Raw genomic sequence first — 11,711 nt, 5'->3', positions numbered from 1 at the left:
CCCGATGAGCGCGGCCACCGTGGTGATGCCGATGGTGAGCACCAGGGCGCCGCGGACGCCCTCGAGGATCAGCGGGGTCGCCAGGGGTAGCTCCACCCGCCAGAAGAGCTGGCGGCGGCTCATCCCCATGCCCTTCCCGGCGTCGCGGGCCGCCTCGGGGACCGCGCGCAGGCCGGTGTAGGTGCTGAGCACCACCGGCAGCAGGGCGTAGAGGGTGAGGGCCAGCACCGCGGGGGCCGCCCCGATCCCCCGCACCCCGGCGGCGGCGAGGGGCTGGGAGAGCTCGAGCCGCAGCGGCTCGGGCCCCAGCAGGTTGAACAAGAGCGTGCCGCCCAGCACCAGCGCCAGCAGGCCCACGGGGAAGGCCGCCAGCAGGCCCAGCGAGGGGCTGGCCGCCCAGAACAGCCGGGTGAGCAGCAGCCCCACGCCGACCACCGCCAGGGCGGCCTCGAGGCTCACCCCCTGCCCCACCCGGGCCAGGACGGGCAGCAGCAGCCCGAAGAGGGCCAGCGAGGGGATGGTCTGCAGGAAGCCGGTCAGGCTCAGCACCCAGCCGAAGCGGGCGTCGCGGGCGGCCAGGGCCCCCAGGGGGATGCCCACCAGCAGAGCCTGTCCCACCGCGCTCGCGGCCATCGCCAGGTGCCGCCAGGCCTCGAGGCCGAATTGCTGCCGGTAGGCCGAGCCCTCGACCACCGGGGCCAGCGGCGAGAAGCTCCCCGCCAGCGCGGCGACGAGCACGGCGGCGGGGAGGGTGCCGGCCAGCCAGCGCCTAGCCGGGACGGGGGTGCCCACCGCCGCCGCGTACAGCGCGAGCAGGGTCAGCCAGAAGCCTGCGGCGAGCCCGGCCCGCGCGACCTCCGGCTGGCCCTCGAGCACCCCCCGCGCCACCCCGCCCGCCAGCAGGGCCCAGCCCAGCGTGAGCAGCCCCAGCAGCAGCGGGTAGGCGGCCCCGCGCAGGAGGGGCAGCAGCAGCCAGCCCAGGGCCATCGCCGCGGCCAGGGCGGGCTCGAGGCCCCACGGCCGCACGAGCGCCCCGTCGAGCAGGCGGTTGGGCTTGAACGCGATCCAGGGCAGGGCCAGGGCCAGCAGGCCCAACCCGGCAGCCAGCCAGGCCACCGGGTTGAGCGCTCGCCCAGCAGGGCGCGACACGCGGGCCCCCTTACTTGATCAGGCCCTTCTGCTTGAGGTACTCCGCGGCCACGTCGGCGGCCTTCTTGCCCAGCGCCACCTGGCCGTTGAGGTCGGCGAGCACGTCCTCGGTGAGGGTGGCGAAGAGCGGGTTGATGAGGGTGGCGAGCTCGGGGTAGCGGTCGAGCACCGCCTTGCGCACGGTGATGGCGGGCTGGTAGACCGCGACCGCGCCGCGGGGGTCGGTGAGGGCGACCAGGCCCAGCGTGGCGATGGCCCCGTCGGTGCCGTAGGCCATGGCCGCGTTGACCCCGTTGGTGCCGCGGGCCGCCGCCGTCTCGGTCTGGGTGGTGTCGCCGCCCGGCAGGATGAGGAGCTGTTCGGGCTTGAGCTTGAAGCCGTAGACCCGCTCGAAGGCCTTGAGCGCGTCGTCGCGATCGACGAACTCCTGGCTGGCCGCGAGCTTCACCGGCTTGCCGGCGTTGACGTAGCGGGCGAAGTCGGCCATGGTCTTGAGGCCCTCCTTCTCGGCCAGGGCCTTGGGCACGGCGATGGCCCAGGTGTTGTTGGCGGGGGCCGGGTTGAGCCAGACGATGCCGTTCTTGGCGTCGAGCTCCTTGGCCTTCTCGAAGCCCCGCTTGGCGTCGCGGGTGAGGGCGGCCTCGACCTGGGCCTCGGGGAAGAATTGCGTGAGGGCGGTGCCGGTGTACTCGGGGTAGAGGTCGATCTCGCCGGAGGTGAGGGCCTTGCGCACGATGTTGGTGGTGCCGGTGCGGCAGCGGTCGTTGACGCGGAAGCCGGCGGCCTCGAGCCGCAGCTTGACCATCTGGCACAGCACCTCCCCCTCGGTATCGATCTTGGAGCCGACGGTGATGGGGCCCTTCTGGGCTAACGCGAGGCCCATTCCCAGGGCGATCAGCAACGCGAAGACACTCTTCATCCCAAACCTCCTAATCCTCATGTACCGCTTAGGTTCGTAACATAACACTTCGACCCCGGCGATATGTCAGCGGGCTTACTCACTGACCGCTCGGTGGACAGCCGGTAGCCGGTCGGACGTACTCATTCTCACGCCGCCCATTAGCGAGGGGTGAAAAAGAAGGCGAAACCCAGCAGGGCGTACACGCCCAGCAGCAGGAAGCCCTCGAGCCAGTTGCTCTCCCCGTCGCGCACCACCGCGTTGGTCGCCAGGATGCTGGCGGCGAGGGCGGCGAGCTCGAGGGGGTTGTGGAAGACGAGGTCCATGGGCCGCCCGGCGAAGTAGCCCACCAGCACCAGGATGGGGGCCACCAGCAGCGCGATCTGGAGGGAGGAACCCACCGCGATCTGCACCGCCAGATCCATCTTGTTCTTCATGGCGAAGACCACGGCCGCGAAGTGCTCGGCGGCGTTGCCCACCAGCGGGATGAGGATGATGCCCACGAAGAACTCCGAAAGCCCCAGCACCTCGGTGGCGGCCTCGAGGCTCCCCACCAGGAACTCGGCCATCACCGCCACCCCCACCGTGGCCGCGGCCAGCACCCCCACGGCCACCGGCACGCTCCAGGTGGCCGGGTGTTCCTCGGGGTGGGCCTCGTCGAGGCCGCTGACGAGGTCTTTGTGGGTGCGCAGGGTGAAGTAGACGTTGGCGAGGTAGATCAGGATCAGCACCCCGGCCGTGGCGAGGCTGAAGAGCTCGTCGGGCAGGGTGGGGTCGGGCACGTTGAAGAAGTTGCGCTCGGCGAGGTCGAAGAAGGTGGGCAGCATGAAGGCGATGAGCGTGAGGGTGAGCAGCGAGGCCGAGAGCCCGGCCGCGTGGGCGTTGAAGTTCTGGCGCAGGTAGCGCAGGCCCCCCAGGAAGACGGACAGCCCCAGCACCAGCAGCAAGTTGGAGAGGATCGAGCCGGTGATGCTGGCCTTGACGATCTCGATCTTGCCCGCCAGCAGCGCCACGGTGGCGATGATCAGCTCGGCGGCGTTGCCGAAGGTGGCGTTGAGCAGCCCGCCCACCGTGCTGCCCGCCCGTGCGGCGAGTTCCTCGGTGGCCTGCCCCATCCAGCCCGCCAGCGGCAGCAGCGCCAGCGCCGAGACCACGAAGACCCAGACCGCCGGGGCGTGGAAGACCTCCAGCGCGACCGCCAGCGGGATGAACCCCAGCATGCCGTAGCGGAACATGGCGGTATTGTACCGCCGCCCTCAGCCCTCCCCCACTGCCGTTGGTATGACCCGCCGGGAAAAAACCCTAAGACAAGGGCGAGGCCCGCGCGAGGAGTGAGGAGGGGGGTTAAGCCCTCGAGCCGCCCTCGCGAGCGCCGGCGCTACCCGCCCGGCCCCGCCGCCGGCAGCAGGCGCAGCACGTCGCCCCCGGCCCGCTGCCGCAGCTTTTCGACCTCCCGGCGGGCCCGCGAAGGCCCCAGCCAAGGGGTCCAGTAAGCCCGCAGGGTCTCCAGCACCAGCCCCGTCGCTACGGTCTCGGCGGGCTCGCGCGGGCAGTAGAGCAGGTCGAGGTTGGTGACCGGGCCGCCGCCCGGCCCGCCCACGGGCTGCTCGTAGCGGAGGTCCACCTTCCGAAAACCCAGGGCCTGAAAAACCCGGCGGCGCTGCACGGGGTCGGAGCCCACCCGCCGCTCGGCCTCGAGCTCGGCCGCGCTCATGCGCTCGGGGGCCACCACGTCGATGAACACCCCGTTGACCCGGCCTTTGGCCGCCGCGTCGAGCACGGCGAAGCGGGCCTCGTGCAGCCTGCGGGCGAGGCCCCGGCCCCGGGCCTCGGGGGCCACGCCCATGAAGCTGGAGAAGCCGGTGTTGGGCCGGGCCATGTAGTGGAAGAGGGTCCCGCCCAGCACCTCGCCCCCCTCCTCGGCCACGACCAAAAAGTTGCCGCGCGCGGCGAGCGGAACGCCGACCATGGCCCGGATCACCCCGGGCGGGATCAGCATGTCCGGCTCGAAGTAGACCCGCCGCTGGAGCTGCCCGAACTTGCCGATGGCGGGGTCTAGGGGGCTGGTGACCTGACGGACCTCGAGCACGGCGTCGCCCCGGCCTCGGACACCCTCACTCCTCCGGCCGGTACTGCGAGGGGTAGTTGACGATCTTGTCCCACTCGTCGGCGGTCGAGCGGGCCACGAAGGCGATCAGCGGCTCGTCCCCGATGTTGAACACCTCGTGAGGCACGCCGGGCTTGATGTAAATAAAGTCCCCCGCCTCGTTGATGACCTCCTGCTTCAGCCCCTCGCCGAAGGTGTGCTTTACCCGCCCCTGCGCGATGAACAGCATCACCTCGAACCCTTCGTGGACGTGCGCGTAAGCGATGGCCCCCGGCGGCACCGTCGCCACGTTGACGGAAAGCCCCGTAGACCCCACGTTCTTCGCCGACATCCCCTGCATGTAGCGAATGCCGTTCCAGCCGCGCTCCTTCCCCCCGCCCCGGATCACGGCGATCCCGCCCAGGTCCTCGACGACGCTCCGGTCGATCTCCCCGACACCCTTGGTCCGCTCTGGCATGCCTCAATCTACCAGCTACCCCGCACGGGTTGGGGATGGAAAGCGGCTCGTGATTACTCCTCCCCGGCCCTCCCGGCTGGCGTCGAGGGTCCAGGGCCAAGGCGTCCAAGGTCTCGCGTCTTGCGTCTTGCGTCTTGCGTCTTGCGTACGTCGTACGACGTAGGACGTAGGACGTACGACCCGCGCCCGACGTACGACCCGCACCCGACGCACGACCCGCACCCGGCGTTCAGCCATCGGCCATCAACCCCATCAAGGCTTGAACACGACCTTAGCCCCCCCGCGCTTGGCCGCCCGGATGGCCTCCGGCCACGACTCGAGCCCGAACTGCTGCCCCACCAGCGCCTCGATGCCCTCGAGCTCGGGCAGCAGCTTGACCGCGGTGGCGAAGGCGTCCCAGTTGTAGGCGTGGCTGCCCAGCAGGCGCACCTCGCGGAACCAGTAGGGCGAGAAGTCGTGCAGCGCGCCGCCGGGGGAGCCCAGCAGCAGGATGCGGCCGCCCTCGGCGACGGCCCAGCTCGAGTCCTGCAGGGCAGCCGGGTTGCCGGAGGCCTCGATCACCGCGCCGAAGCCGCCCCGCCAGGCCCGCTTGCCGAGCAGGCCGCGGTAGCTCACGTACTTCTGGGCCTTCTGGGCCTCGCGCACCGAGGGGTAGGTCACGTTGGCCCCGAGGGCCCGGGCCCGCTGCGCCGCGTGGTCGCGCCGGACGACCGCGTGGATGGGGCCCTCGAAGCCCAGCGCCCGCAGCACCGCCACCGACAGCAGCCCGATGGTGCCGCCCCCGACGACCAGGATCTCGTCGGGCCAGTCCTTCGCCAGCGCCTGCTGGACGCCGTGGACCACCACCGCCAGCGGCTCGGTGAGCACGGCGCGCTCGTCGGGGACGCTCTCGGCGACCGGGAAAATCCGCTCGCGGTGGGCCACCAGGCGCTCGCTCCAGCCGCCGGGGAGGTCGGAGCAGTAGCCCAGGATGCCGGGGCGGAAGTTGCCCTCGGTGAGGTTCTGGCAGCGGTGGTCGTCGCCCTTGGCGCAGGCCGGGCAGTCGGGGAGGCCGCGCTCGTGGCAGGTCAAGAGCGGGTTGACCACCACCCGCACCCCGCCGAGCTCGGCCAGGATCTCGTGGCCCAGCACCGCCGGGAAGGAGTAGAAGGGCGCAAGGGCGGGGGAGCTCTTGCCGTAGAGCAGGGCGAGGTCCGAGCCGCAGACGCCTGCTAAGCGCACCTTGAGCCGCTCGAAGCCCCGGGGCGGGGTGGGCTCGGGCAGGTGCACGAGGTGCAGGGGAAGGCTGCGCACCGGGTAGCGGCCGTCGAGGAGCTTGGCGAAGACGTAGCGGGGGATGGAGGGGGTGAAGTTCAGGGCCCGCATCATGACCCGGCTGCCGCTGGCTAGCTGCGTGGCGGCTCGAGCGGGCAGAGCGGGTGCCTGAACCATAAACCTGCTTTCTAGCTTACCGCCTCGCCCGGGTGAGGAGATTCAGAAGCTCGAGCCGCGCCGGGTCGGCCCGGCAGCCCGGGATTGCTCCATCTCGGGCCGGCGGGTCACAGCGCGTAGCGCAACATGGCCCACGCCAGCAGCAGGCCCCGCGCCGACCAGGCCAGGGTGCGCAGCCAGTTGGTGTACACCAGCAGGCTCAGGGCCTGGGGGTCGAAGCGGCGGGCCAGCCTGCGCTGCAGGGGGGCCTGCACCAGCAGGCCCCAGCCCCAGATCAGCGCCAGCAGGCCGAGGCCGAGCATGAAGACCCACGACGGGACCCAGCCGGGCGGGAAGACCACCAGGACGATCCCCGTGACGAGCTCGATGAACATCAGCGTGCCCATGACCTGCGGCAGGAGCAGGCTGTGGTTGGCCTCGTAGGAGGAGAAGGCGTTCTCCCCTACCTTGGCGAAGAGCGGCAGGTTCACGACCTGCAGGGTCCAGATCAGGCCCACCAGGGCCCACGTGGCGCAGAAGTGGGTGAGGATGATCAGTCGCATAGGGCCCTCGAGGGCGTCGGTGAGGCGCCGGGGTCTGGGGAAGGCTTCGGGTCGAGGGGTTCACACCACCCGGCGGCGCCACTCGCTCAGCAGCAGGCTCGCCAGCAGGCACAGCGTCGCGGCCACCACCGCGTAGCCGGTGGCCTCGTCGCGGTGGTAGTCCCACACCACCGAGCGGCCGAGGTCGCTATAGGTCTGCTTGAGCGCCCCGGCCGAGTCCACGAAGTAGTACTCCCCGCCGGTGGCCTGGGCGATGGAGCGCAGGGTTTCCTCGTCGAAGCGGGCCGCCCACCACAGGCGGGGCTCGATGCCCGGGATGGGCCCCTCGGTGACCGAGCCCACCCCGATGGTGTGGACGGTCACCTGCTGCCGCGCGGCCTCGGCGGCGGCCTCGAGCGGGTCCACCCCGCCGTAGTTGCGCCCGTCGGACAGCAGGATCACGGTGGCGAGCTTGTGGGGGTCCTCGCCGGTGGCCTTGCGCTCCTCGAGGCTGGGCAGGGCCTGAACGCTCTCCATCAGCCCGTCGCCGATGGTGGTGCCGAAGTCCATCTCGAGCAGGTTGACCGCCTCCATCACCCGGTGGTGCTCGCTGGTGAGCGGGACCACCAGCCGCGCGTAGCGGGCGAAGATCACCAGCCCCACCCGCGCCCCCTCGGGCAGCTCGCGCACGAAGGCCTTGAGCGCGTTCTGGGCCGCGGTGAAGCGGTTGGGCTTGACGTCGCCCGCCGCCATCGAGCGGCTGACGTCGAGGGCGAGGATCACCCCGGCCTGGGGGTTGGCCCGGGGGATGGCCAGGCTGGGCCGGGCCAGCGCCAGGATCAGCAGCGCCAGCGAGGCCAGGTACAGCAGGGCCGGGAGGTAGCGCGACCACCGCCGCCCCTCGGCACCGGCCCGCGTCAAAAGCGCCAGGTGGGGGTAAAGCACCCCAGTCTCGCCCCTGCGGCGCACGCTGCGCCAGTAGGTCCACACGAACAGCGGCAAGAACGCCAGCAGGAACAACGCCCAGGGCCAGGTCAGGCTCATTCACACCACCCTTCTGCGCGCGAAGGCGACCCCCAGGCTCAGGCCGAGCAGGGAGGCCGCCGCCAGGGAGAACAGCGCGGAAACTTCGGTCGGGCGGGGCCGCACCGCGATGACCCTGCCCAGGTCGCGGTGGGCGTCGCGCAGGTCGGCCGCGGAGAAGATGGGGTAGTAGCGGCCCCCGCTGCGGTCGGCGACCTGCTTGAGCACGTCGTCGTCGAAATTGTGGCCGTGGGTCCCCACCCCGATGGTGTGGATGCGGATGCCCCGGCGGGCGGCCTCGGCGGCGATCTCGAGCGGGTCGTTGCCGGAGTTGTCGTGGCCGTGCGAGAAGAGCACGATCACGCCGGGCCGGCCCTCGCCGGCGGCGTCGGGGAGGGCCTCGAGCGCGGCCAGGAGGCCGTAGGTGAAGGAGTAGCCGTCGCCGAGCTCGAGGTTTTGCAGCGCCTCGTAGACCCGCTGGCGCTCGAGGGTCAGCGGCAGCATGGGCACGCCGTAGCTCGAGAAGACCGCGATCCCCACGGGGATGCTGGCGGGCAGCCCCTCCACGAGGGCCCGCGCGGCCTGCTGGGTGGCCTCGAGGCGGTTGGGGGCGATGTCGGTCGAGCGCATGGACCAGCCGGTCTCGATGGCGAGCACCACCCCGGCCAGGTTCTCGGCGGCCGGGAGGGGCAGGGTCGGGCGGGCCAGCGCCAGCAGCCCCAGCGCCACCGCCCCCAGGTACAGCACGGCGGGCAGGTGGAGGCGGCCGGGGTTGTGGGCCTGGGCGGGCAGCAGGGCCTGCGCCTCGGGGTAGGCCGCGAAGGCCCTCGACTGCCCGAGCACGCCCCGCCGGTACAGCGCCACCAGCAGGGGGAGCCCCAGCAGGGCCAGCAGAACCCAGGGCGCCAGGAAGCCCATGCCCCCTCCTTAGGGCACCCGCCGCTGCCAGTGCAGGTTGAGCGCCCCGGCCACCACCAGCAGGATCAGCGCCAGCCCCGACAGCAGGGCCGAGACCTCGGTGCGGGTGGGTTCCCAGCGGATGATGGTGCCCAGCTCGGTGAAGACCTCGCGCAGCGCGTCCTGGCTGGGGGCGTAGGTGTACTTGCCGTCGGTGTCCTGGGCCAGGGCCTGCAGGGTGCGCGGCTCGAAGGGCACGTAGTAGTTCTGGCCGTCCTGCTGCATGATGGCCCCGCCCTCGCGCCCCACGCCCACGGTGTAGACCTTGACCTTCCACTGCGAGGCGAAGCGGGAGGCGATCCGCAGGCCGTCGCTGGCGGAGACCTCGGGGTTGGAGCTGACGTTGTTGACCCCGTCGGAGATGATGAGGATGGCCCCGGGGGGCATCTTCTCGGGCTGGGGCGCGGGCCCGGACGGCGCAGGCGCGTCGGGCACGGCGAACATGCGGGGGGTGAGTTCCTGCGGGGGCTTGACTTCCTTGCGGCCCGGCAGCATGCGCACCCCGGTCACCACCGCCGAGGCCAGCGAGGTGTTCTGCGCGACCTTGAGCTGGGCGATGGCCTCGCGCACCCGCTCGCGGTCGGTGGTGGGGGGCACGAGCACGGTGGCCACGTCGGAGAAGCTGGCGAGCCCGATCTGGGTGGTGGCGGGGGCCACCCTGAGGAACTCGAGCGCGATGGCGCGGGCGGCCTCGAGGCGGTTGGGGTTGAGGTCGGAGGCCAGCATCGAGCGCGAGGTGTCGATGGCGAGCACCACCGCCGCCTTGTTGACCGGCAGGGGCAGGGCGGCCACGGGCCGGGCCGCCGCGAACAGCAGCACGCCCAGCGCCACGAGCTGCAGCACCAGCGGCCAGCGGCGGTGCGCGCGGGAGGCCGGCCGCAGCACGGCCTTGAGCAGGTGCGCGTCGGCGAAGGCCTGTGCGGTGCGCTGGCGGCGGCGCTCGAGGCCCCACAGCACCGCGACGGTGACGGGCAGCAGCAGCAGCGCCAACAGCAGCGCGGGCCAGGTGAAGCTCATACCGCCCTCCTTCCCTTGCGCCGCAGGGTGAACTTCAGCAGCGGCTGCACCAGCTCCTGGGCGGTGGAGAGCTCGAGGTAGTCGATCTGGGCCGCCCGGAAAGCCCGCAGCAGCCCCTCCTCCCGCTTCTGCACGAGCGCGGCGTGAGCGGCCCTCACCCGCGGGTCGTCGGTGTCGAGCCAGACCTCCTCCCCGCTCTCGGGGTCGCGCAGGCGCAGCTCGCCCACCTTGGGCAGCTCGCGCTCGGCCGGGTCGTAGACCCGCACCGCGATGACCTCGTGGCGCTGGGCCAGGCGGTGCAGGGCGCTCTCCCAGCCCGCCGGCTCGTCGAGGAAGTCGGAGACCACGAAGATCAGCGCCCGGCGCCGCAGGGTCTTGCTGAGGTGTTCGAGCCCTTCGGCCAGGCTCGAGCGGCGGCCCTCGAGGGAGGGCACGCCCATCAGCGAGTCGAGGATGCGCAGGGCCTGCTGGCGCCCGCTGCGCGGCGGGGTGACGCGCATGCGGCCGTCGCCCAGGCCCACCGCGCCCACCTTGTCGCCGTGGCGGATCACGATGGAGGCGGCGGTGGCGGCGAACTCCATCGCCAGCTCGCTCTTGAGCACCCGGCGGGTGCCGAAGTCCATCGAGGCCGAGCGGTCAACGACCAGCCAGGCGGTGATCTCGCGCTCCTCGCGGTACTGCCGCACGTGCAGGGTGCCGGTGCGGGCGGTCACGTTCCAGTCGATCTTGCGCACCTCGTCGCCGGGCTGGTACTGCCGCACCTCGGCGAGGTCGAGGCTGGGGCCGTAGAACACCCCGCTGTAGTCGCCGAACAAGAAGCCGTCCAGCCGCCGCAGCACGGTGAACTGCAGCCGCCGCAGCAGCTCGACAGCCGGGGGCCTGACCCGCAGGGCCGCGCCCTCCTGCGGCGGGGGTTCGGCCCCGGGGGGTGGCCCGGCGGGCGGGCGTCGGAAGCGTCGCAGCATCGCAACCCTCCGGGATCAGGCCGTGGGCGGGTTCTGCGGCTGGCTCAGGGGGCGGCCGTCGCGGTGGGGGTCGCCCAGGTGGACCCGCGGCAGCGGCACCGCCCCGATGAGCTTGGCGAGCAGGGCCTCGAGCTGCACCCCGTCGGCCAGGGCCTCGTAGGAGGGGATGATGCGGTGGCGCAGCACCTCGGGCGCCAGGTCGCGCACGTCCTCGGGCAGGGCGAACTCCCGCCCGCGCACGATGGCGAGGGCCTTGGCCCCCAGGATCAGGTTGACGCTGGCGCGCGGGCTGGCCCCGAAGCTGATGTAGCGCCGCTGCTCGGGCAGCCCCACCTCGCCGGGCTCGCGGGTGGCGCGCGCGAGGTTGACCGCGTACTCCGTGACCAGGGGGTGCACGTAGACCTGGTCGGTCATGGCCTGCAGGTCGAGCAGTTCCTGGTGGGTGAGCTGGACCTCGACGGGCGGGAACTTGGTGGAGACCCGCTCGACGACGGTGATCTCCTCGTGCATGCCGGGGTAGCCCACCACCACCTTGAACATGAAGCGGTCCACCTGGGCCTCGGGCAAGAAGTAGGTGCCCTCCGACTCGATGGGGTTCTGGGTGGCGAGCACCAGGAAGGGGTCGGGGAGGGGGTAGGTCTGCTTGCCGATGGTCACCTGCCGCTCCTGCATGGCCTCCAGCAGCGCCGACTGGATCTTGGCGGGCGCGCGGTTGATCTCGTCGGCTAGGATCAGGTTGGCGAAGACCGGGCCGAGCTCGACCTCGAACGAGCCCTCCTTGGGGTTGTAGATGCGGGTGCCGATGAGGTCGGCGGGCACGAGGTCGGGGGTGAACTGGATGCGCTTGAAGCTCGCGCCGATGGCCTCGGCCAGGGTCTTGATCGCCAGCGTCTTCGCCAGCCCCGGGACGCCCTCGATGAGGATGTGCCCCCGCGCCAGCAGCGCCACCAGCATGCGCTCGAGCATCAGGTCCTGCCCCACGATGACCTTCTTGACCTCGAAGAGCAGGGTTCGCAGCCGGGACGAGGCGTCTAGCACGACTTGGGGCTCGAGGGGGGTGATCGGCTTATCCATGGGCAATCCTCCTGAAACGGGCGGGGGTGGGCATGGCGGTCAATGCAAGCGGTTCCTGGGCCACCTAGATGCGGTTGTTCTGCTGCGGCTGGGAGGGAGCGGGCTCCGGGGT

12 protein-coding genes are annotated in these 11,711 nt (G+C 71.8%); all 12 read right to left on the bottom strand.

The window, feature by feature from the left end:
* A partial coding sequence (locus Mterra_RS14185) for an ABC transporter permease (protein ID WP_119315773.1) occupies positions 1-1,149 on the bottom strand: 1,149 nt, incomplete at its 3' end.
* Positions 1,150-1,159: 10 nt separating this feature from the next.
* The gene (locus Mterra_RS14180; RefSeq protein WP_119315772.1) at positions 1,160-2,068 is read right to left on the bottom strand and encodes an ABC transporter substrate-binding protein; all 909 of its coding nucleotides are present in this window, start codon (positions 2,066-2,068) and stop codon (positions 1,160-1,162) included.
* 140 nt (positions 2,069-2,208) lie between these two features.
* A complete protein-coding gene (gene cax / locus Mterra_RS14175) occupies positions 2,209-3,282 on the bottom strand; it encodes a calcium/proton exchanger (RefSeq protein WP_119315771.1) in 1,074 nt (357 codons plus the stop codon).
* A 143-nt stretch (positions 3,283-3,425) separates the two neighbouring features.
* Entirely contained in the window at positions 3,426-4,136 is a 711-nt protein-coding gene (locus Mterra_RS14170) for a GNAT family N-acetyltransferase (RefSeq protein WP_119315770.1), read from the bottom strand.
* A gap of 25 nt (positions 4,137-4,161) precedes the next feature.
* Positions 4,162-4,611 (bottom strand): cupin domain-containing protein, encoded by a 450-nt coding sequence (locus Mterra_RS14165; RefSeq protein ID WP_119315769.1) that lies wholly within the window; start codon positions 4,609-4,611, stop codon positions 4,162-4,164.
* Between the two features lie 252 nt (positions 4,612-4,863).
* On the bottom strand, positions 4,864-5,976 hold the full coding sequence (locus tag Mterra_RS14160) for a zinc-dependent alcohol dehydrogenase (RefSeq protein WP_170159675.1): 1,113 nt from the start codon (positions 5,974-5,976) through the stop codon (positions 4,864-4,866).
* 173 nt (positions 5,977-6,149) lie between these two features.
* On the bottom strand, positions 6,150-6,584 hold the full coding sequence (locus Mterra_RS14155; protein ID WP_119315767.1) for a hypothetical protein: 435 nt from the start codon (positions 6,582-6,584) through the stop codon (positions 6,150-6,152).
* Positions 6,585-6,644: 60 nt separating this feature from the next.
* Positions 6,645-7,607: a vWA domain-containing protein gene (locus Mterra_RS14150; RefSeq protein ID WP_119315766.1), complete on the bottom strand. Its 963-nt coding sequence runs from the start codon at positions 7,605-7,607 to the stop codon at positions 6,645-6,647.
* Positions 7,608-8,504: a vWA domain-containing protein gene (locus Mterra_RS14145; protein ID WP_119315765.1), complete on the bottom strand. Its 897-nt coding sequence runs from the start codon at positions 8,502-8,504 to the stop codon at positions 7,608-7,610. It lies immediately after the preceding gene.
* Between the two features lie 9 nt (positions 8,505-8,513).
* Positions 8,514-9,560 carry a VWA domain-containing protein gene (locus tag Mterra_RS14140; protein ID WP_119315764.1) on the bottom strand — a complete coding sequence of 349 codons (1,047 nt, stop codon included), beginning with the start codon at positions 9,558-9,560 and terminating at the stop codon, positions 8,514-8,516.
* Positions 9,557-10,525, bottom strand: coding sequence for a DUF58 domain-containing protein (locus tag Mterra_RS14135; RefSeq protein ID WP_119315763.1), 969 nt, complete (start codon positions 10,523-10,525; stop codon positions 9,557-9,559). The genes Mterra_RS14140 and Mterra_RS14135 overlap by 4 nt, the downstream gene beginning before the upstream one ends.
* Positions 10,526-10,540: 15 nt before the next feature.
* Positions 10,541-11,599, bottom strand: coding sequence for an AAA family ATPase (locus Mterra_RS14130; protein WP_119315762.1), 1,059 nt, complete (start codon positions 11,597-11,599; stop codon positions 10,541-10,543).
* Between the last annotated feature and the right edge of the window lie 112 nt (positions 11,600-11,711).

It is taken from the genome of Calidithermus terrae (assembly GCF_003574345.1).
GTDB classification, from domain to species: Bacteria; Deinococcota; Deinococci; order Deinococcales; family Thermaceae; genus Calidithermus; species Calidithermus chliarophilus.
The sequence above is the reverse complement of the archived record's forward strand: the minus strand, read 5'-3'. Positions and strand labels throughout refer to the sequence as shown.